The sequence below is a fragment of the Romboutsia maritimum genome, assembly GCF_002251085.2.
In the GTDB taxonomy this organism is placed as follows: Bacteria; Bacillota; Clostridia; order Peptostreptococcales; family Peptostreptococcaceae; genus Romboutsia_B; species Romboutsia_B maritimum.
On record NZ_NOJZ02000022.1, the window covers coordinates 1 to 22,752 of the forward strand.

Here is a 22,752-nt window from a genome sequence, read left to right on the forward strand (position 1 = left end):
TAGATGACTATATGGATTATTATAATAATGACCGATGTCAGTGGAACTTAAAAAAACTGACTCCTACACAATATAGGAATCAGCTTTTAAAAGTTTCTTAATGACCCTCTTTTTTTAATGTCCTTGACAAAGGATCCATTTTATAAATTAAGATACACACTTTTTTAATTTTTAAGATGCTAGTTTGATATATAGTAATTAATTTTGGCTATATCCAAAAATTAGTCAAAAAAATATATAAATCTACAAAAAAACATCATTCTATATTGTAAAAGATTATAATTGTTGTATAATTATATTTGCAGTAATGAATGGGGGACGTAAAATGAGGGTTTTAGTAATAGCATTATCAGTAGCAGTAGTTTTAGTTTCATCTTTTAATATTGTAAATAGTTTCAATAAAGAAGAAAAACAAAACACCAATATATTAAATTATCATGAAGATAATACTAAAAATGGAGAAAAGACACATGATGTCGGCGAATATATAGAAGGTAAAAAACCTCTATATGTAGATGGGATAGTTGTAGTTAATAAAGATTACTGCCTTCCTAAAGATTATAAATCGGATAAGGAGAAAGAAGCTTTAGCTGCAATTGATAAAATGACAAAGGATGCAAAACATGAAGATGTAAATTTAAATATAAGAAGTGGATATAGATCATATAAAACTCAAGAAAACTTATTCAATCTTTATGCAAATAGAGATGGAAAAGAAGATGCTAGTACCTATTCTGCAAAACCAGGCCAAAGTGAACATCAAACAGGTCTTGCGTATGATTTTACAGATGCAAGTTTAAAATCTGTAGGAAATTGGTTTGATGATACTAAAGAAGCTAAATGGCTTTATGAAAATGCATATAAGTATGGATTTATATTAAGATATCCACCAGGAAAAACTAATATAACTGGTTATATTTATGAATCATGGCACTATAGATACGTTGGAACTGAACATAGTAATAATTTTATAATGAACTGTTTAACTTTAGAAGAATATTTAGGTATAAATTAATAAATAATGTAACTAAATTATGAAAAATGTATTAAGATAATTAAATTATGATTATTAAAGGAGTTATTTCAAAATTAAATTTTGAGATAACTTCTTTTTTAATGAGTATAAATATTTATACAATATTTATACTCATTAATTTATCTTAACACTATCTTTATATAAAAGTGTTTATTATTAAAATATACCAAAACAAAGTTACAAATATATGGAGGGAGAAATTATGAGCAGTATATTTATTCAAATTTTATTTTTTATTGTAGTAACAATTATATTGGCTAAACCATTAGGTTTATATATAGCCAAAGTATTTAAAGGTGAAAATGTGTTTTTAAGTAAAGCACTTAATCCTTTAGAAAAAAGAATATATAAAATTTTAAAAGTAGATGAAAATGAAGAAATGGATTGGAAACAATACTCTATTTCAGTAATTACCTTTAGTTTAATAAGTTTATTTTTTATTATGTTAATTCAAATATTACAACCTAAATTACCTTTTAATCCTCAAAATTTAAAATCAGTAAAATGGGATTTGTCGTTTAATACAGCAGCTAGTTTTGTAACTAACACTAACTGGCAGGCTTATAGTGGTGAAACTACTTTAAGTTATTTAACTCAGATGTTAGGACTTACAGTTCAAAACTTTGTATCAGCATCAGTTGGAATATCAGTACTTATTGTATTGATAAGAGGATTTATAAGAACTAAAACAAGTAAACTTGGGAATTTTTGGACTGATTTAACAAAATCAACATTGTATGTTTTATTACCACTTGCAACAGCACTTTCATTGTTCTTAGTATCTCAGGGTGTTGTTCAAAACTTAAATAAATATCAAGAAGTTAATCTTGTTGAACCATTAAAACTTGAAGATGGTACAGAAATAAATAAACAAATTATACCTGGAGGTCCAGCAGCTAGTCAAATAGCTATAAAGCAATTAGGTACAAATGGAGGAGGGTTCTTTGGAACTAATTCAGCACACCCTTTAGAAAACCCAACATTAGCATCTGATATAGCTCAATGTGTATCAATAATATTAATACCAGCTGCATTATGTTTTACTTTTGGGAATATGGTTGGAGATAAAAAGCAAGGTTATACAATACTTACAGCTATGATGACTATATTTATAATTGCTATGGCAATAACATTTTACTCTGAATATAAATCAACTCCTGAGTTAGCAAATAATCCAGCGATTAGTTCTGAAATTACAAAAGAACAATCGGGTGGAAATATGGAAGGTAAAGAAGTGAGATTTGGAGTGACAAATTCGGTAATTTGGGGAGTATCAACTACTAGCGCCTCAAATGGATCAGTAAACTCTATGCATGATTCATATACACCACTAGGAGGTATGATGTTAACACTTTTAATGCAGCTAGGTGAAGTGGTTTTCGGCGGAGTTGGATCAGGACTTTATGGAATGCTTGCATTTGCAATATTAACAGTATTTATAGCAGGGCTTATGGTTGGAAGAACACCTGAATACTTGGGTAAAAAAATTGAACCATTTGAAATGAAAATGGCATCTATATTAATAATTACAACACCAGTTTTAGTTTTAGTTGGCACAGCAATAACCTGTTTATTACCAAATATATCTGAACTACTAAATAATAATGGAGCTCATGGATTTTCAGAAATTTTGTACGCACTAAGTTCAACAGGAAATAATAATGGTAGTGCATTTGCAGGATTTGCAACAAATAATACATTTATAAATATTTTAACAGGCATAATCATGTTACTTGCTCGTTTTATACCACTTGTTCTGACAATAGCAATAGGAGGATCTCTTGCTAATAAAAAAATACTACCTACAAGTTCTGGAACACTTGCAACTAATAATACAATGTTCGTTGGATTGTTAATAGGGGTAATTCTTATGATAGGAGCATTAAGTTTCTTACCAGCATTAGCGTTAGGACCTTTAGCAGAACACTTAAGTATGATGTTTTAAATACTGTCCAACTTGTTGTTAGCTTTAAATTATAGAGGAGATGAATAATATGAGTAAAATAAATAAAGATTTTATATCAAAAAATATTTTAAAACAGACTTTGAAAGATTCTTTAAAGAAGCTTAGTATAAAAAAACAGTTAAAGAATCCAGTAATGTTTGTAGTTTATATAGGTTCAATTATAACAAGTTTTATAACTTTAATGGCATTTTTTAATATGACAACTGACAATCCTTGGTTTACATTAACAATTACTATATTTTTATGGATTACTGTTTTATTTGGAAATTTTGCAGAATCTATTGCAGAAGGTAGAGGAAAAGCTCAAGCAAATAGTTTAAGAGCAGCCAAGAAAGATGTTATGGCTAAAAAATTAAAAAATCCTAATAAAGATTCTGAATATGAAATGATTCCTTCTAGTTCTCTAGAAAAAGGTGATATAGTCTTAGTTATATCTGATGAACAAATACCAGGAGACGGTGATGTTATTGAAGGTGTAGCTTCTGTTGATGAAAGTGCAATAACTGGCGAAAGTGCGCCAGTTATTAGAGAATCAGGTGGAGATAGATGTGCTGTAACGGGAGGTACTACAGTAGTTTCTGATTATTTAATTATAAAGATAACTGCAGGCGTTGGAGAGAGTTTCTTAGATAAAATGATAGCTATGGTAGAAGGATCTCAAAGAAAGAAGACACCTAATGAAATAGCTTTAGAAACTTTATTAATAGCATTAACTTCAATATTTTTAGTAGTAACTATTACCTTGTATCCATACAATTATTTCAGTGTAAACCAAAATGAAGTTGGTAGTATAGTATCTATCACTTCATTAATAGCATTATTAGTTTGCTTAGTACCAACAACAATAGGAGCATTACTGTCTTCAATAGGTATTGCAGGTATGAGTAGATTAAATAATGCAAATGTACTTGCAACATCAGGAAGAGCAATTGAAGCTGCAGGAGATGTAGATGTTTTATTACTTGACAAAACAGGTACTATTACATTTGGTAATAGACAAGCAAGTGAATTTTTACCTTTAGCAAATGTTGATGCTGATGAATTAGCTGATGCTGCCCAACTAAGTTCTTTAGCAGATGAGACGCCTGAAGGTAGAAGTATAGTAATACTTGCTAAAAAATTATATTCATTGAGAGGAAGATATTTAGGTGCTTTAGAAGCTGAATTTGTACCATTTTCAGCTAAAACCAGAATGAGTGGTGTAAATACGACAGATTATCAAATAAGAAAAGGTGCATCAAGTGCAATAAAAGAATTTGTAGAAAATCATGGTGGACAATATCCAAAAGAATGTGATGATATAGTTGAAAATATATCAAAACAAGGAGGAACTCCACTGGTAGTATGTAAAAATGAAAGAGTTCTAGGTGTTATACATTTAAAAGATATATTAAAGTCTGGTGTTAAAGAGAAATTTAATGATTTAAGAAAAATGGGAATAAAGACTATAATGATAACAGGAGACAATCCATTAACAGCAGCAGCAATAGCAGCAGAAGCAGGAGTTGATGATTTTTTAGCAGAAGCAACGCCTGAGGGGAAATTGAATTTAATACATGAATTCCAAAAAAAAGGTCATTTAGTTGCAATGACAGGTGATGGGAGTAATGATGCTCCAGCTCTTGCTCAAGCAGACGTAGCTGTTGCAATGAATACTGGTACACAAGCAGCAAAAGAAGCTGGAAATATGGTTGACTTAGATTCTAGTCCAACTAAACTTATCGAAATTGTGAAAATAGGTAAACAACTACTTATGACTAGAGGTGCTTTAACAACATTTAGTATTGCAAATGATATAGCTAAATATTTTGCTATAATACCACCTCTATTTATAAGTGTTTATCCCCAATTAAACAAGTTAAATATTATGAATTTATCTAGTCCTCAAAGTGCAATAATGTCGGCTGTTATATATAATGCTTTGATAATAGTGGCACTAATACCGCTTTCATTAAACGGTGTTAAATATGAAGAATTACCAGCTAGCAAATTATTAAAAAGAAATATCTTAATATATGGAGTTGGTGGAATTATAGCACCATTTATAGCTATAAAACTTATTGATATGCTAATACAAACAATTATTTTTATATAGGGAGGTAAAGTCATGAAAATAATGAAAGATATAAAAAAAGCTAGTTTAATATTTTTAATAATGACAGTTATAACAGGGATAATTTATCCATTTACTATAACAGGATTTGCACAAATATTTATGCAAAATAAAGCTAATGGAAGTATAATTACTAATAAAGACAATGAAAAAATAGGTTCTAAATATATTGGCCAAACATTTACAGATTCTAAATACTTTTGGTCAAGACCATCAGCAGTAGGTAAAGGCTATGATACTTACTCATCTTCTGGAACTAATTTTTCACCAACAGGTAAAGATTATAAAAATTTAATAAATGACAGAATAGCTTTATTAACTCAGTACAACCCTGATAATAAAGAAAAAATACCTGTGGATTTGATTACTGCTTCAGGAAGTGGTCTAGATCCTCATATAAGTCTTGCAGCTGCAAAATATCAGATTAGTAGAGTTTCTAAATTTACAAATATATCTGAAGATAAACTATTAAATCTAGTTCAAAAACATACAGATACGCCTTTTTTAGGTATTTGGGGAGAAGTTAAAGTAAATGTATTAGAATTAAATCTAGATTTAGATAAAATGATTTAAGGAGGAAAAATTAGATGGATAGACCAGATCCAAAGAGTTTATTAGCAAAAGTTCAAAACGATGAAGAAAAGTTAAAAAGGGGTCAATTAAAAATATTCTTTGGATATGCAGCAGGAGTAGGTAAAACCTACTCCATGCTAGAATCTGCTCAAAATCTTAAAAAAATGGGAGTAGACGTGGTTGTTGGATATATTGAACCTCATACAAGACCAGAAACTTTAGCTTTATTAAGTGGGTTAGAAATTCTTCCAGTTAAAGAAGTAAATTATAAGTCTATAAATCTAAGAGAATTTGATTTAGATGAGGCACTAAAAAGAAAACCTGAGCTTATACTTGTAGATGAATTTGCACATACAAATGCTAAAGGAGTAAGACATGCTAAGAGATGGCAAGATATAGAAGAACTTTTGTTAGCTGGTATAGATGTATATACAACAGTCAATGTTCAACATTTAGAAAGCTTAAATGATATAGTAGAAATAATTACAAATGTATCTGTTAAAGAAACTATACCTGATAAACTTTTAGATAACTCATCTCAATTGGAATTAATAGATGTTGAGCCAGATGTACTTTTAAAGAGATTTAGTGAAGGTAAAATTTATAAAAAGGAACAAGCCTTAAAAGCAAAAGATAACTTCTTTATAAAAGATAATTTAATTGCTCTTAGGGAAATAGCGCTTAGAAAAACTGCTGAGCGAGTTAATAAAGAAGTTCAAATCTCTAGACTTTCTAAAAGTAAAGTTACTATAATTCCCACATCAGATACATTGATTGCTTGTGTAGGACCTTCACCTTCCTCTGCCAAAGTTATTAGAACAGCTTCTAGAATATCTGATTCTTCTTTAGCAAAATGGATAGCTTTATATGTTGAGTCTTCTAATTCTACTATGTTAGATAAAAGTGAAAAAAAGCAACTTAGAGATAATTTAGATTTAGCTAAGAAATTAGGGGCAGAAATTATTATATTACACGGAGATGATAAAGTAGAACAAATTATACGATATTCAAAATTAAGAAATGTAACAAAAATAATAATAGGACGGAATCATTCACGACAAGGCTTTTTTTATAATTTATTAAAAAAAGATATAGTTGATAAATTGATAGACGAAGTTGATTATATAGATGTTCATATTATACCCTACAAATCTGAAAAAGGTAAGCGCTATAAATCAAAAAAAGAAGTTTCTGTAAAGTCAAAATTTAAAATTAGCAGTATTGACTTATTTAAACTTGGTATTATAACTGTAGCTATAACTTTAATTGCTTACATCGTAAAAAGTTTTGGATTTATTAATGAAAATGTTTTATTATTATACATGCTTGGAGTTGCATTAGTATCTACTTGGACAAAAGGATATACAACAGGTATTATAAGTTCTATAGTTAATATAATTTTATTAAATTATCTATTTACAGAGCCACTATATACATTGTCTATCGATGATCCTAATTATATAATAACCCTTATTGTATTTAGTATAGTTGGTGTTACAACAAGTACATTAACGTCTAGAATACAACAACAGGCACAAATTTATTCTAAAAGAGAAGAAAATACTCAAATGTTATATCAAATAAGCAGAAGCTTTTTAAGATTATATAATAAAGAAGATATTGTTAAAAAGGGTATAGAACTTTTATCAATTACTTTAAGTAAAGATATAGTCTGCTATTTAAAAGAAAATAATGATTTGAAATTATATGAAAAAAATTTATTAGAATATAAGAAAAATGAATTAAATGAAGAGGATGAAAAGGCAGTGGCAAATTGGGTCTTTTTTAATGCCTCTGTTGCTGGTAAATCAACTGATACATTGCCGGGATCAAAAGGTTATTATATACCTATAGTTGGAATAAATTGTACTTTAGGAGTAATAGGTGTATCTTGTTGTGATGAAATACTAGACCCTGAAGAAATTTGTGTAATAGAAGCGGTTGTAGCACAAATGGCAATAGCTCTAGATAGGGAACTTTTATCTAAAATACAGGAAAATACAAATTTAGAAATAGAAAGAGAAAGATTAAGAAGTAATCTTTTAAGAGCTATATCACATGACCTTAGAACACCACTTGCAGGTATATCTGGTGCTATTAGCACTATTATAAAAAACAAAAAATATTTAGATGAAACTATTGTAGATGAGTTATTAAATGGAGTATATGAAGATTCTCAATGGTTAATAAGATTAGTAGAAAATTTATTAAGCATGACCAAGATAGATGAAGGCAAATTAGAAGTCAAGAAAAATTTAGAAATAGTTGAGGAAGTTATAGCTGAAGCTCTTAATCATATAAAAAAACGTATAGAAGATGTACCTATAAACATTAGTATCCCCAATCAGGTAATGTTTGTACCTATGGATGCTAAATTAATAGAGCAAGTTTTAATTAATTTAATAGATAATGCTTTGAAATATACTACTGACAATTGCAAGCTAGAGATAAAAGTATACGAAGATAAAGAATATGCATACTTTGAAGTTTCTGATAATGGTCCAGGTATTAATGAAGAGTGCAAAAAAAATATATTCGATAGATTCTTTACAGGAGAATATAAATCAAAAGATTCTAGAAAAGGTGTTGGATTAGGACTTTCTATTTGCAAGTCTATAATTCAAGCTCACAATGGGGACATCACTGTAAATAATAACAAAGAACAAGGTGCAACTTTTAAATTTAAATTACCTTTAAACTACGTTAAAGAAAATATATAGATTTAAAATATGAATAATTAAAGAATTTAATTGACATAATAATATAAATAGGTACGTGGTATGTATAAAGCCATGTACCTATTTATATTTTAAATAATAATAACTATGGTGATTTTATGTATACATTAAATTTAAATATTAATGAATCTAAAGAATACTTTGATAAAAATTTTTATAATCAAGATAGCTCTTATTTAATATTAAGTACACCAAAAGAATTAAATTTAATAAAAAAAATTTTAGATATAGATGATATAACATTTAAAGATTGTATGAATTTTGATGAAAATATAAAATTAGATTTATTTGATAATTATGATTTTCTAAGCATTAATACGTTTGAACTTGAAAATAATAAAGCTCTGATTCAAGAAATAAATATATATTTATCTGATAATTTTATACTTGTTGTGGTTAAAGATGATAATTTTATATTTAAGTATGTAAAAAATATGATTTTAGGTAATTTCAATATGGAAGATAATCCTACTGTAAGTTTATTCAAAATAAATTATTTGATTTTTAAATCAATTATAATAAATGGATTTGAATCTTTAGAAAAGGTAGAAGATATGATTTTAGATATTGAAGATCAAATGATGGAAAAAGTATCTGAAGATCAAATATCAAAAATAAATTATGTTAGAGGAATAACAAGAACAATAGTTAAAAATACAAGACCATTGTTATATATAGGAGATAGAATCTTAAAAGAAAATATTAGATATCTAAAGTATTCAGATGTAAAAAGGTATAATTTAGACAACTTACAAGGTATTGACTTTGGAATAGATAAATTATATAACTTTGCACTTGCAACTAGAGAATTAGCAGATAAACTTTTAGATTTATATTCTTCTAAAGTTGGAGAAGAAACTAATGATTTAATAACAAAACTTACTATATTAACTGGAATATCTGCACCTCTTACTATAATAACAGGTATCTATGGAATGAATTTTAAATATATGCCATTTTTAAATTTTACTTATGGTTATCCTATAATTTTATTGCTTATGGTTATTATTGTTTTATTAGGATTACTGATTTTTAAAATCAAGAAATTATTGTAAAAAATATATAATTATAATTCAAAAAATAAGAACAAAAAGAGTAATTGTTAATAATTGGAATAATAACGTTTTTTATGATATTATATAATTCATAAAGGAAATTTAAGTAGTAAATAAATTTATATAGGCATTAACAAGGGGGGGATTTAAATTAATATGTTATCTATAGTTATCTGTGATGATGATACTACACATATAGATATTTTAAAGAAATATTTAATTGAAATTTTAGAAGATTTAAATATGAATCATAAATTACTTGAATTTAAATCAGGGGAAGAACTACTTGAAAATTATCCAAAAAAAATTGATATATTGTTCTTAGATATTCAAATGAAAGATTTGACAGGCATGGATGTTGCTAGAAAAATAAGAAAATTTGATACAAAAGTAGAAATTATATTTACAACAGCTGTAAGCGAATATATTCATGAAGGCTATGAAGTTAGAGCGTATAGATATTTACTTAAACCTATCAAATACAAAAACTTAGAAAGACATGTAAAATTGTGTATAAGAGATTTATTAAGCAAAAATAGCACTATTTCTATTCAATCTAATCATGATACTATAGTACTTAGTGTTGATGAAATCTTATATGCGGAAGTTGAAAAAAAGAATGTTACTATACATACAGAAAATAGAGATTATATTATTGAAATAAGTATGAAAAAAGTCGAAGAAAAACTTTTGAATCATAATTTTTTTAGATGTCATAAAAGTTATTTAGTAAACTTAAAAAAAATAAATTCTATTAAAGATAAGATTGCAGTAATAAAAGGAAATGAAATACCTGTTAGTAGATATAAAATTAAAGAGCTAAAAATTCAGTTAGCTAATATCTTAGGAGACGTCCTATGCTAAATAGTAATTTATTTTGGAATATATTTACCAGTACATCAGTCATTGTAGAGTGGGTTGTATGTAAAAAAATATTTGATTATACAAGTAACAAAAGAAACTCTAATATTAAAATAAACTTACAACTAATTCTTATTATATTATTTGCGATTTTACTTGAATTATTAAATGTATTTCCGAATACAAGGGTAATTATATCAATAGTGCTAACATGTTTATTCTATAAAGTAAATTATGAAGTTAGTATATCTAAGCTTATAATAAACTCTCTTATGTATTGGATGGTACTATTAGGAATTGATGCTATAAGTATGAGTTTTATTATATGGATAAACAACTTAGATAATATGAGTGTTTTATTATGTAAGAACATATACAGAATAAAATCAATTTCTTTAAGTAAGAGCACTTTGATTAGTATTTTATTTGGATATAAGCGCCTTAGAATCAATGATGATGTAAGGAAAAGGGACTTAGCTTATATGATTACTCCTATAGGTGCTAATATAGTTTCTTTTTTTGTTATATTTAAATATGTTTTTAATTTTGCAGAAAGTAAAGTTATAGATGAATCTCAAATTTTAGTTATATCTATTTTATTAGGTTTATCTAGTATATCATTGATATTAGCTATAAGACAAATGCAAATAGATAATAAGTTAATATTAGAGAGTAATATGATAAAAGAAAAAATGGATACTCAATATAAGTATTATATGAATATAAAAGAAAATCAAATAAGAACTAGACAATTATATCATGATATGAAGAATCATATTATCTGTATAAAGAAGCTTTATGAAGATAATGATGATAGTAGAGAATACATAGAAAATCTAGAAAAACAAATTTCAAACTGTAATAATTTATTTAATACTGGAAATATGATACTTGATATTATGCTTGATGAAAAACAGTCAATTTGTAAAAAAAATAATATATCTTTTGATAGTAATATAGATTTTACTAAATGTGATTTTATTGATGTATTAGATGTTTGTAGTATATTTTCAAATATTCTAGATAATGCAGTTGAAGCTTGTCAAAAATGTGAAAATGCTAATAAATACATATATTTAGAAGGAAGAATAATAGAAAAATTCTTTGTTATAAAGGCAGAAAATTCGAAGTCTAACAAAATTATCATAAAAAATAATAAAGTTATTACTGATAAAGAAAATGAATTTTTACATGGTTTAGGGATAAAAAGTATGATGAATTCAGTAAAAAAATATGAAGGACAAGTAGTTCTTGATTATACTGATGATAAGTTTATTGTAAAAATTTTAATTCCTTTGATAGAAATTGGTGACGTTTGTACTGTATATTGACCACTTGTTCTAATTTGTTGAAAAAACATGAGAAGGATGTTATATTTTTAGTATAGAAGATTTAAGGAGAGAAGATGATGATTAAATCTTATGCTAATAAAATAACATCCTTTTTAATTTGTAATGAAGCTATAGATAGCGAAGAATATGGAATTTATACTTATGGATTTGAAGTTCTCTTTGCTTCTATAATTAATTTAACTATAATAATAGGTACTGGTATAATTTTTGATAAATTTTTACATACATTAGTATTTTTAGGTTGTTATTGTCCTATAAGGCAATTTGCTGGTGGTTATCACGCAGACAATCATAAAAGATGTATATTAAATTTTTTCTGTATATTTTTACTTACTATTGTTATGGCAGATTGTTTAGATTTTATAGGTTTTAGGAGTTTAATTATATTTATTGCAATTCTTAATAGCATAAGTATATATATATTAGCTCCAATTGAACACAGAAATAATCCTTTAAGTGATGCTGAAAAGACTAAATTTAAAAAAATAACTAGAATACTTACTACGTTGCTTTTAATGACCATAATAATTAGCATTCATTTTGGAACTTTATACGAATACACTTTATACGGAGTGCTAGCGTTATTTTGGATAAATGTTATGTTAATTTTAACATTAATAAAAAAATAGGGGGTTTTTATTATGAAAAAATGTGCTTTAAAAATAGCAAAAAAAATGGGGTCTTTAGCTGTTCTTACAACTGCTGTATCTGCTAATACAGCTTGTACTTGGTTTAATCATCAACCAGAAATGCCAAAAGATATAAAAAAATTTAAAAGAATATAATCTTAGTATAAAATTAAATATTTTTAACAAGTAAAAAGGATTTACTACTAAGTAAGTCTTTTTTACTTTTAAATAAAAATTAGGTGGTGAAAAATGTTGAATTTAGCTCATAAAAATGGTTATTACAAGTTATATGAAAAAGGTATTTTAGAAGACATTTCAAATCTATCTTGTGAGTTTGGTTCAATTGAGTCAGATTCCATCTTTAGTTTAAAACAAGATTTGAATTTTAAATATTTAGAAAATATAGCGATTCCTAAACTAAAAGAAAAGAAACCTAAGAAAATAGTATTAACTGATGTGAATGATAATTTAGAAGAACCTACAGTTAAATTTATTAATATTTTAAGAAAAAACTTAATAGAGTCTCAAATAATCTTACAGTCCAATAACTTACTAATTAGTGAAAATTTGGCAAAAAACATTTCAGGCAGAGTATCTTCTGTAGAATTTAACATAGATGATATTTTTGAAAATGAAAATATCTTTAATGATACCATAGAAAAATTTAATCTTTTAAGAAGATATAATATTAATATATATTTCTCTTTTATACTAACAAAAGAGAATCTAAAATATATTAAAAGAACTATAGATTTAGTAGATGAATTTGATGCTAAATTTACTATTAAATTAGATAAAAAAACACATGATTATATTGATGAATTAGAACTGTTAATAATTTATAAAGATATTATTGAATATATGATTGAAAAAAATTATACATCTGAAAATATTTTTGATATTGAAAATAAAAAAATCCCTTTTTTTTATTTTAATTTAAAAAGAGCAATTTCAGAATATATTTTATTATCTGAAGAGGGTGATTGTGACATAGAATATAATCTAAATATATTATTAAGTATACTAAATAAATATATTGTACAAAATAAGGGTGAAAATAACGAAATAAACTTCACGTCTATTTAAATCGATTTTAAGAGTTTTGTTGCTTTTTCAATATAATGTGTCGATATTAGGATTCAATCACCCTTAAATCCTAATTAAATAAGCCTTTAATTTTACTGAAAATCATCTGAAAAATCAAAGGTTAACATAATATAATTATATTAACCTAATTTAAATAAACTTTCAGAAATTTTATCTGAAGCTTCTTTATCCATTTCTTTGAGTACATGAGAGTATATATTTAACGTTGTATTTATATTAGAATGTCCAACTCTTTCAGATATAACTTTTATAGGAACTTTAGAATTTATAAGTAAAGTTACATGTGAATGTCTTAAATCATGAAATCTTATATGTTTAAGATTATGTTCTTCTAAAAATCTGCTGAATTTTTTGCTTAAAACATCTTGAGCTATCGGATGCCCATTTTTATCAAAAAAAATCAAATTATAATTATTTATAATGCTATTTTTCAACTTATCTTCTATATATTTTTTCTTATAATCTTTCAGCATATTTATAATTTCTATTGGAGCTGAAATTGTTCTTGAAGAACTTTCTGTCTTAGGATCTTTTAAAAAAACTTTTCCATTATTTCTTACAGTTATCTTTTCTATAGTAATAGAATTGTTATTAAAATCTATGTTATTCCATGTAAGACCGAGTATCTCAGAAATTCTCAGACCTAATCCACTAGCCAAAAAAATAGGTAATTCAAGCTTAGTATCTCGACAAACTTTTAATAAATTTACCATGTCTTCTTGATTATAAATTGAGTTTTTGAATTTTTTAAATTTAGGAACATCTATACAATCCATTATATTTTCTCTTATTAACCTAAGTTTATAAGCTCTTTTTATAGCTAAATTCAATATATTTATATGTATTTTTATTGTTTGAGGGCTTAAAATTCCCACCAAATCATCTACATAATTTTGTACATGGATAGGTCTTAAATCATCTATTTTTATATTTCCGATTAGCGGAATTATATATTTATTACAAATCCTAATGTAGCAACTATATGTTGTAACAGATAAATTTTCCTTATATTTTTCTAAAAAATCTAATACAAAATCACCTAATATTATCTTGGTAGGTATAATAGAATTATCATTATAAATGTTATCTTTTAACTCTGTAAGTCTTTTAGAAGCATCTCTTTTCTTTTCAAAAGAGCCCATATTTTTTTGCTTATTTTTGTTAGTTTGAGGGTCTTTATATTCTAAATATACAATGTAATTTTTACTTCTTTTTCTTATGAATGCAAAACTCATTTATCTCCTCCTATAAATAAAATTCATAAATATATTGTAACATAAATGCTTTATAAAAAATATATAAATATCTGACATAAAACTGACATAAAAATCAAAATACCTACTTTAATCGTTGGAATAACTCGATTTATAAAAAATGGCATAAAAGTATATATTTTATGTTTAGTATCACAGTTATATTACAATCAGCATAAATTATAAAGATAATATATATTAAATTTTGTTAAAGGAGATATAGATATGCATGATAGTAAATACCCTCAGATGAAAATTTTAGAAACCAAAAGATGCATATTAAGACCTGCAACTTTAGATGATGCTTTTGATTTATTTCAATATTATAAACAAGATATAGTGGTCAAGTATTTACCTTTAAACAAACATAAGTCACTTAATGATACAAAGAGATTTATACAAGTATTTTTCTTGCATAATTATAAGCAAGGTAAGATTGGTCACTTTGTAGTGGTGTTTAAAAAAGATAAAAAAGTCATAGGGAATGTAGGTTTTAATAATATACTTAAAGATGCTTTAGAAGGTGAAATAGGAATTTGTATAAACCCTGAATATTGGGGTTATAATTTATCAACTGAATTAGCTATAGAAATGCTTAGATATGGATTTGAAGATTTGAATTTAAAAAAAGTAATAGCTACTACATTCGATAAAAATAAATATTCTAAAAAGACATTAGAAAATATAGGTTTTTATTATACAGGAGAATATAAAAAGAAAGTTAATTCTTTAGTTCAACCTAAAAGTGTTATATGTCATAAATATGAAATGTCACAAAACTCTTACATGAAAAATAGTTACAAAATTAATCATAAATTTTATTAAAAAGGAATGATAAGCTTTGGCGAAAAATATAGATAACAATTGGATAGATAAGCGTTTAAAACACGCTTTAGCTATCACCTTTAAAAAATCAGAAAAAGATATAACAAAAGAGTTTTTATTAACTCTTAAAGAATTAGATTTATCTGGTAAAAGCTTAAAAAAAATTAACGGATTAGAATTCGCAACTAATCTAAAAGACTTAGATTTAAGTAAGAATAATATAAGAGATATACATCCATTAAAACACTTAACTAAGTTAACTAAACTAGAGTTAAGTGAAAATAAAATAGATGATGTTTCTATATTAAATAATCTAAATAAATTGCAGAATATCGGATTAGATTGTAATAACATTTCTAGTATTCCAAACTTAGATAACTTAAAAAATCTAATCTTAATAAATATATCTAATAACAAAATTAAAGATTTATCTTTCTTAAGTAATTTAAGGAGCGATAATATAAAGGTTATTGCTAGTGAACAATGTATCTTCTTAAATCCAGTATCTGTAAAGTATGGAGATGATTACACACTAAAACCATTGGTTATTTGGGATAAGAATAAATCAGTTTATTATGACAATATACAAGTTACAGGAAAGTATGAAGAAATAGAAACTGATGAAAGACCTTCTATGCTTTATTCGATATCTAAAATTATAGTAAAAAATATTTGTTCTAATTGTTTAATAAAAGCTGATTTTTATCATGAAATTCCTTTTCTAAAATCAGGAATTTTAAGCGGAATATTAGTTCAACCTATAATAATGAAGCTTACTAACACATCTTTTACCATAGAAAATTTAAAAAAAGATAAAGTTACAGGTTCTATTTGTGGAAAGTTAAATTTAGAAAGCAGTAAAAATAGTTTATTTAAAATAAATTGTTTAAAAAATAAAATCATCACTATAATAGATTCTAATGGTACTAAATTTTCTACACTTACAAATTCAAACGGAGAATACAAGTTTTCAAATTTAAAACAAGGACGATATACTTTACTTTTTCCTTTTTTAATTGGATATCAATATAAAACGCAAAGTTTATATATAGTTAATTTAAAAGAAGGTGATAATTTAAATTTAGATGCAACTATAATAAAAGAATAACAATATTTAAAGATATTTTTTCTTATATTTATTAATTTTGGTAAAAAAGATTTGATATTATATATAATAAAAGTATATAATATATATGATTTCAAGAAAAAACCTAGAAAGGAAATGATTATATGAAAGTTACTTTACCAGAATCAGCAGTCAATACATTAACAGACATAATAAAAGATAATCAAGACAAACCAAAAACAATAAGAGTTTATTTTGCAGGATTTGGATGTAGCGGTCCATCATTCGGACTTGCACTAGATGATCAAAAGGATGATGATGTAAGCTGCGAAGTTGAAGGATTACAATTCATAATGAACACTAATGAATTCAAAGAATATGGAAATATCACTATAGAAGATACGGGGTATGGATTTACTATCATACCAGAAAATATGCCAACAGGTGGAGGTTGTGGCGGAGGTTGCTCTGGCTGCGGACACTAGAAATTAAGAGTATTGGTTAAACCCAATACTCTTTAATTATTTATACAAGGAGAATTTATATGAGAAGAAGACGTAAAAAAGGTGCAGATGAAAGACTATTAAGCCACAAAACTTATGTTATAAGAGAAAATGTAGAAGAATTTAAAGGAAAATGGAATTTGAAATTTGAAAATAACAATCCTATTCATGTTGAATTTGGTACTGGTAGAGGAAAATTTATAACTACACTTGCAAAACAAAATCCAGATGTTAATTATATAGCTATGGAAATTAAAGAAGAGGTATTACTTAAAGCTGTTGAAAAAGCTGTTGAGTTAAACCTTGATAATATTTTATTCGTATGGGGAGATGTAAGTAATATAAAAGAATACTTTAAAGAAGGAGAATTAGACAGAGTTTATGTTAATTTTTGTGATCCATGGCCTAAGAAAAGATGGGCTAAGAGAAGATTAACTCATACTAATTTTTTAAATATGTATAATCATATCCTTTGTGAAAAAGGTGAACTTCATTTTAAAACTGATAATGAAAAACTATTTGAATTTAGTTTAAATGAAATAGCTTCTAATGATTTGATGTTAAAAAATATTTCTTTAGATTTAGCAAATAGTGATTTTAGTGAAAATGTAACTACTGAATATGAAGATAAATTTATGTCACAAGGAATGAAAATATTCAGATGTGAAGCTAAAAAACGTAATTAGCTATAAATTTATAGGTTTAATAGTAGAATTATAAATTAATAAAGTGTACGAAAGTATGAATATTTAACAAGGAAACACTAACCTTTCATAGAAATAATTTCAATATACTAATATTAAAAATTATTTCTATGGGAGGATATATATGAAATTAATTGGTCTATTACCATTTATAATAGCAAGTGCTGCATTTAACGCAGATGTTAATGATAAAATACTAAATGCAAATCAATTACAGGAGATTTTTCCTGATCCAAATCTAAGAACTGTAATAAAAAGATATATAGATCCATCAGAACTTACAATTAATAAAATTAAAGCTTTAGATGGTGAATTTTATGCTACAGGTGAAAAAATTTCAAATTTACAAGGTATTTCTTTATTAGAAAATGTTGATAACTTCATATTTTGGAACAATAATATAAAAGAACTCCCTAAGGAAATTTTACAATTAGATGATATAGATAATATAAACATTGCCAATAACTATATTTCAAATGAAGATACAGTAAATAAACTTCTTAAAAAAGGTGTTCATGTTAATTATGATTTGAATTTTATCTATAACAAAGACAATCAATATAATTTAGATTCAAAATATAAAGTTATGACATTATCAAAAGGTGAAAAATTTGATGTAAGAAGAATACTTTACAAAGATATAAATGAGTATGAAAAGTATTGGGAAATTTGCAAAGAAATACCTAAAGATTTAAATTTCAGTGTATCTACAAGTGATAAAAGTATCATTTCTGTAAATGATACTATAATAAAAACTAATAAATTAGGTCAAGCTATAGTTAGAGTTTGTTTAAACGATAAAAACAACAATCCTTTAGATGAAGTTTGTGTTACTATAAATGTTGATTAAAATTAATAAAAAAAGGCTGTGAAAAATTCACAACCTTTTTTTATACCCTCATATAATTATTAAAAAATTCTATTTTTTTGATTTGTAGCATAAATTCCTGTTATGACTATAACCTCATATATACAATATAATGTAATTCTTATATTCTGAATACTCATCCCAACTAACTCAACGCCATCATGAGATTGAGGAAGTATTACTAATATAGATGATATAGCAATAAGCAGAGGGTTTATAACTATCTGTTTATCAGTTCTTAAAATCATTATCTTACCAATCCAAATCATTGATAAAACAAAAAATAATACTTTAAGCATAAATTCTATAGTGTCTAACATAATCAAAACTCCCCTTAACTCAGTGGATTAATACTATTATTTCCACATCAAGCATATTTAATCAATTCAACCTAATATTATATCATATTAATAATATAAATTATACTAAAAGGCTATTTATTAGGTAATAATATTTACTATAAAATACTATGCAATATGGAGGAAATTTTATGTGTTTATATAATTATAATAATAAATCAGAAAATGAACCTAATTTAAATGGTGAAGAATTTAACTTACTTAGTCAAATTTATAAGTGTTTAGAAATGAACGATACTAATACAGCTAAAAAACTAACTAATGAGCTTATGTCTTTGCAATCTAGTGAAGAAAACATTCAAGTTCTTAAGGAGGCTATTAATTCATTAAATAACTTACAATAATTTATAATAAACCACTTTAAAAAATAGAACTTGTAAGAATACTATTATTTTAAGGTGGTTTATTTTTATGTAGATATATTTATTAAAAAAATTGCATAATATTATAATATATATTTATGTATGTGTCTTTTAGAGGGGGAGAGTATTATGAAGTCTACTTTTTTAAATTGGTATACTCAATCATTAGGAGCTACACTAGGTATTATTGCATCTATATACGCTTATTTAAATGGATATATGTTTGTTTACAGTAATATAAGTAGAAATTTTGATAATTTAAGCTTTGGAGGAGTTATATCTAGTTATTTTTTACTTCCACTTTGTATAATTACACTTTTATTAGGACTTGCTAAATCTTGTATAGACGATAAGATAATTTATAAAATTTCATTAAAGAGTTTTAATAAATTAATTATAATAATGACAGTAATTGTAGGATTCTTAGGTGCTCATATTTATTTCGTTTTTCCAGCTATTTTTATATTATTTGAGTTTTATGAAGATAAAATCAAAATTGATTTATTTAATCATAATGAAGAATTAGATAAAGAGTTATCTCAAGAAGTACAAATTAAAGATAAAGTTGAAGCTGAAATAGAAAATAAAATAGAAATAGACAAAGATAATGATTTAATAACTAGAAAAGATTTATTACAAAGCGAAAAATCAAAAAAAATACTATTAACAAAGATAGAAATGACAAAAGACCTCTTGACTAGAAAAGCGAATAAACAGTTTATAATGGAAATAACCGGTCTGAGTTTGAATGAAATAGAAAATATAGAAAATAAACTTTAAATATAGTTTTAAAAAAATTGTTAAAATTATAAAGCTTTAACTCTATAATTATAAAAATGTTATAAAGTGTTGATTAAATATCAGCACTTTTTATTTTTTATATATCTTTAAAAAATAACTTACATCATACTAAATTTATTGATGAAGAGTTTAGTATGTAGAAGCTTGGCTAATAAATTTCTAAAAATAAGAGACAATTTAGAGAAATTTGTAAAAAAAATAAAGGTTTTTAATATTCAAACGTAGAAGTATAATTTTAAGCAAACTATGGTCTAGTACTTTCAAAATGTAGAGTTTAACTAATTAATAAGGAGATGTTGAAATGGAAGTTTTAAAGGTTTCATCAAAATCTAATCCTAATTCTGTAGCTGGGGCTTTGGCAGGAGTACTAAGAGAAAAGGGTAGTGCAGAGATACAAGCAATCGGGGCAGGTGCTTTAAATCAAGCTATAAAGTCTGTCGCAATAGCTAGAGGTTTTGTAGCCCCAAGTGGAATGGATTTAGTTTGTATACCTGCATTTACGGACATAGAAATTGACGGCGATCAAAAAACTGCTATAAAATTAATAATTGAACCAAGATAAAACTCAATTACAAATCAAATAAAAACGTGTAAAAGCATATTTTACACGTTTTTATTTGATTTGTAATAAATTGCATAACTAATATGTATCCAGGTTAATATAAATACGAATTATTAAAAGGTATTAAAAGGAGGATTTTTATGCAATTACGAAGAGCTATGGAAATAATTAATAATGATGATGATAATGATGTTAAGATTTTTTACAAAGAAAATCCTATTAAAATTCTAAGTGTTGATAATAACATTGGCATAGCATATGTAGAATCACTAGGTGGAAATGTAAAATTTGAAGTAGATTTAGAACAAATAACTGAAAAACAAAAATAGTTTTAAAAATTAATTATGCATGCAGATATTTATTAATTTGATATTTGCATGCATAATAAGTATAAAGAGAGGCTTTTTAACTGTAATATACAACTATTCTTTAAATGTATATTTTGGGAATAGTTATATATAAAATCAACTATATCCAATTTATATACGTATATATCCATAATTTATATTTTTTTCACTAATCATTAATTCTACATAAATTACTATGTCTACTTTGTAGATTATTTGTAAATCCATCTAATTTAATTTATCCATCTAAAAAATTTTCAACTAAATATACTAAATAATTATTTTAGTACGTTTATTAATAACAATTTAATGACTATTAATATAAGCTTCTGATATCTTCATTTATACATTTTATATAAATTCTTTTCTTTTGCTGTTTATTAACTCCTTACTTCTTTATTTTTCTTTCAAAAATTTTAGGAATAGTTGAAATCAAAAAAGTAATATGTTATTTTATATTTATATTTACTATTAATTTAATTGGAGGTTTTTTACTTTGAACAATGATAAAATTTTAAAAATTCATAATAAATCAGATAAACCTGATAATATAGTTTTAAGGGATAATGATATCATAGAAAGATGTATTCAAGTTGAAAATAAGCTTCCAAAATTTATGAAAGACTACTTTATCTATTTAAAAGGTTCTGTAGCTGTTTCTACTCGCCTCGCCTATTTAGACGATATTTACTTCTTTTGTAACTATTTAATCGAAATTAAGGAGCATACAGAAGCTTCTATCACTAAAGAACTATCTTTATCTGAATTTAATAATATAAAAGCAAGAGATGTGAATTTATTTTTAGGAGATTATTGTAGTAGATATTATAAGCAAACAAATAAAAGCACTTTGATTTATGAAAATAACAATCGTGCTTTAGCTAGAAAAAAGTCATCACTCTCTACTCTATTTAAATTTCTTTATAGAAATGAACAAATAGATAATAATATAACTGATGGATTTAATCCAATAAAGCTTCCTAAGCCTCAACCAGACGCTATAAAGCGTCTTGACATAGATGAAGTTGCTAAAATGTTAGATTCAGTTGAAACAGGTCAAGGACTTACTGAAAAAGAAAAGATTTATTGGAAGAAAACCAAGCTTCGTGATAAAGCTATATTGGCTCTATTTGTTACATATGGACTTAGATTAAATGAACTTAGAGAACTTAATATATCATCATTTAATTTTTCTAGAGGTGAATTTAAAATTTATAGAAAAAGAGGTAAAGAAGTTTTAATGCCTATTAACAATACTTGTGAGTTAGTAGTAAAAGATTATATTTTAAATGAAAGACCTAAAAGCGAAATGCTAAGTGAAGATCTTAAAGATGCTCTGTTTTTATCTCTTCAAAATAAAAGACTTACAGCTAGAGCTATAAGAGATTTAGTTAAAAAATATACGTCTATTTCTATGGATACATCTAGAGATAATGGTTATAGCCCTCATAAGTTAAGAGCTACTGCTGCTACGTCTTTAATTCAAAATGGTTTTTCTATTTATGATGTTCAAAATTTGCTAGATCATGATAATGTTACTACTACCCAACTTTATGCAGCTCATAAGAAAAATGTTAAACGTGATATAGTAAATAATTTTGAATGGATTGATGAAGATGATAACCATTAAGAACAAACGTTTGCGTAAATACCTAGCATATGATACAATGTA

The 22,752-nt window shown here is 25.4% G+C and carries 24 protein-coding genes; 22 read left to right on the forward strand and 2 right to left on the reverse strand.

What is annotated here, in order from left to right:
* The 12 genes from CHF27_RS10560 to CHF27_RS10615 all read left to right on the forward strand — a co-directional run.
* Nucleotides 1–101: IS3 family transposase (locus CHF27_RS10560; RefSeq protein WP_147294082.1), on the forward strand; the 101-nt coding region annotated here is incomplete at its 5' end.
* Nucleotides 102–325: 224 nt separating this feature from the next.
* The gene (locus CHF27_RS10565; RefSeq protein WP_158534750.1) at nucleotides 326–1,015 is read left to right on the forward strand and encodes a M15 family metallopeptidase; all 690 of its coding nucleotides are present in this window, start codon (nucleotides 326–328) and stop codon (nucleotides 1,013–1,015) included.
* A gap of 223 nt (nucleotides 1,016–1,238) precedes the next feature.
* Nucleotides 1,239–2,981 (forward strand): potassium-transporting ATPase subunit KdpA, encoded by a 1,743-nt coding sequence (gene kdpA / locus CHF27_RS10570; protein ID WP_095405832.1) that lies wholly within the window; start codon nucleotides 1,239–1,241, stop codon nucleotides 2,979–2,981.
* Between the two features lie 49 nt (nucleotides 2,982–3,030).
* On the forward strand, nucleotides 3,031–5,097 hold the full coding sequence (gene kdpB, locus CHF27_RS10575) for a potassium-transporting ATPase subunit KdpB (protein WP_095405831.1): 2,067 nt from the start codon (nucleotides 3,031–3,033) through the stop codon (nucleotides 5,095–5,097).
* 12 nt (nucleotides 5,098–5,109) lie between these two features.
* Entirely contained in the window at nucleotides 5,110–5,688 is a 579-nt protein-coding gene (kdpC, locus tag CHF27_RS10580) for a potassium-transporting ATPase subunit KdpC (protein WP_095405830.1), read from the forward strand.
* Nucleotides 5,689–5,702: 14 nt separating this feature from the next.
* Nucleotides 5,703–8,408, forward strand: a complete 2,706-nt coding sequence (locus CHF27_RS10585; RefSeq protein ID WP_095405829.1) for a sensor histidine kinase — start codon at nucleotides 5,703–5,705, stop codon at nucleotides 8,406–8,408.
* Nucleotides 8,409–8,524: 116 nt separating this feature from the next.
* The gene (locus CHF27_RS10590) at nucleotides 8,525–9,481 is read left to right on the forward strand and encodes a magnesium transporter CorA family protein (RefSeq protein ID WP_095405828.1); all 957 of its coding nucleotides are present in this window, start codon (nucleotides 8,525–8,527) and stop codon (nucleotides 9,479–9,481) included.
* Between the two features lie 156 nt (nucleotides 9,482–9,637).
* A complete protein-coding gene (locus tag CHF27_RS10595) occupies nucleotides 9,638–10,345 on the forward strand; it encodes a LytR/AlgR family response regulator transcription factor (protein ID WP_095405827.1) in 708 nt (235 codons plus the stop codon).
* Entirely contained in the window at nucleotides 10,339–11,673 is a 1,335-nt protein-coding gene (locus tag CHF27_RS10600) for an ATP-binding protein (RefSeq protein ID WP_095405826.1), read from the forward strand. The genes CHF27_RS10595 and CHF27_RS10600 overlap by 7 nt, the downstream gene beginning before the upstream one ends.
* Before the next feature lie 77 nt (nucleotides 11,674–11,750).
* Entirely contained in the window at nucleotides 11,751–12,323 is a 573-nt protein-coding gene (locus CHF27_RS10605; RefSeq protein WP_158534751.1) for an accessory gene regulator ArgB-like protein, read from the forward strand.
* Nucleotides 12,324–12,335: 12 nt separating this feature from the next.
* Nucleotides 12,336–12,479, forward strand: a complete 144-nt coding sequence (locus CHF27_RS10610; protein ID WP_095405824.1) for a cyclic lactone autoinducer peptide — start codon at nucleotides 12,336–12,338, stop codon at nucleotides 12,477–12,479.
* Between the two features lie 93 nt (nucleotides 12,480–12,572).
* A complete protein-coding gene (locus tag CHF27_RS10615; RefSeq protein WP_095405823.1) occupies nucleotides 12,573–13,409 on the forward strand; it encodes a hypothetical protein in 837 nt (278 codons plus the stop codon).
* A gap of 140 nt (nucleotides 13,410–13,549) precedes the next feature.
* Here CHF27_RS10615 and CHF27_RS10620 read toward each other — a convergent pair whose 3' ends face one another.
* On the reverse strand, nucleotides 13,550–14,665 hold the full coding sequence (locus CHF27_RS10620) for a tyrosine-type recombinase/integrase (RefSeq protein ID WP_095405822.1): 1,116 nt from the start codon (nucleotides 14,663–14,665) through the stop codon (nucleotides 13,550–13,552).
* A 243-nt stretch (nucleotides 14,666–14,908) separates the two neighbouring features.
* On the opposite strand from CHF27_RS10620, the gene CHF27_RS10625 reads away from it, so the two are divergent.
* From CHF27_RS10625 to CHF27_RS10645, 5 genes are all read left to right on the forward strand, one after another.
* Entirely contained in the window at nucleotides 14,909–15,508 is a 600-nt protein-coding gene (locus CHF27_RS10625; protein WP_095405821.1) for a GNAT family N-acetyltransferase, read from the forward strand.
* A 16-nt stretch (nucleotides 15,509–15,524) separates the two neighbouring features.
* Nucleotides 15,525–16,616: a leucine-rich repeat domain-containing protein gene (locus CHF27_RS10630; RefSeq protein ID WP_095405820.1), complete on the forward strand. Its 1,092-nt coding sequence runs from the start codon at nucleotides 15,525–15,527 to the stop codon at nucleotides 16,614–16,616.
* 122 nt (nucleotides 16,617–16,738) lie between these two features.
* On the forward strand, nucleotides 16,739–17,059 hold the full coding sequence (locus tag CHF27_RS10635) for a Fe-S cluster assembly protein HesB (RefSeq protein WP_095405819.1): 321 nt from the start codon (nucleotides 16,739–16,741) through the stop codon (nucleotides 17,057–17,059).
* Between the two features lie 59 nt (nucleotides 17,060–17,118).
* Complete coding sequence (gene trmB, locus CHF27_RS10640; RefSeq protein WP_095405818.1) at nucleotides 17,119–17,763, forward strand: tRNA (guanosine(46)-N7)-methyltransferase TrmB; 645 nt, start codon at nucleotides 17,119–17,121, stop codon at nucleotides 17,761–17,763.
* A gap of 142 nt (nucleotides 17,764–17,905) precedes the next feature.
* Nucleotides 17,906–18,631, forward strand: coding sequence for a hypothetical protein (locus CHF27_RS10645; RefSeq protein WP_095405817.1), 726 nt, complete (start codon nucleotides 17,906–17,908; stop codon nucleotides 18,629–18,631).
* 59 nt (nucleotides 18,632–18,690) lie between these two features.
* Here CHF27_RS10645 and CHF27_RS10650 read toward each other — a convergent pair whose 3' ends face one another.
* Complete coding sequence (locus tag CHF27_RS10650; protein WP_095405816.1) at nucleotides 18,691–18,969, reverse strand: hypothetical protein; 279 nt, start codon at nucleotides 18,967–18,969, stop codon at nucleotides 18,691–18,693.
* 170 nt (nucleotides 18,970–19,139) lie between these two features.
* Here CHF27_RS10650 and CHF27_RS10655 point away from each other — a divergent pair, with 170 nt between their 5' ends.
* The 5 genes from CHF27_RS10655 (at nucleotide 19,140) to CHF27_RS10675 (ending at nucleotide 22,710) form a co-directional block, all read left to right on the forward strand.
* Nucleotides 19,140–19,352 carry a hypothetical protein gene (locus CHF27_RS10655; protein WP_095405815.1) on the forward strand — a complete coding sequence of 71 codons (213 nt, stop codon included), beginning with the start codon at nucleotides 19,140–19,142 and terminating at the stop codon, nucleotides 19,350–19,352.
* Between the two features lie 147 nt (nucleotides 19,353–19,499).
* Nucleotides 19,500–20,150 (forward strand): hypothetical protein, encoded by a 651-nt coding sequence (locus CHF27_RS10660; RefSeq protein WP_095405814.1) that lies wholly within the window; start codon nucleotides 19,500–19,502, stop codon nucleotides 20,148–20,150.
* A 322-nt stretch (nucleotides 20,151–20,472) separates the two neighbouring features.
* Entirely contained in the window at nucleotides 20,473–20,733 is a 261-nt protein-coding gene (locus CHF27_RS10665; protein ID WP_095405813.1) for a stage V sporulation protein S, read from the forward strand.
* Between the two features lie 140 nt (nucleotides 20,734–20,873).
* A complete protein-coding gene (locus tag CHF27_RS10670) occupies nucleotides 20,874–21,062 on the forward strand; it encodes a small, acid-soluble spore protein, H family (protein ID WP_095405812.1) in 189 nt (62 codons plus the stop codon).
* Between the two features lie 514 nt (nucleotides 21,063–21,576).
* Nucleotides 21,577–22,710 (forward strand): tyrosine-type recombinase/integrase, encoded by a 1,134-nt coding sequence (locus CHF27_RS10675; protein ID WP_095405811.1) that lies wholly within the window; start codon nucleotides 21,577–21,579, stop codon nucleotides 22,708–22,710.
* Nucleotides 22,711–22,752 lie beyond the last annotated feature (42 nt).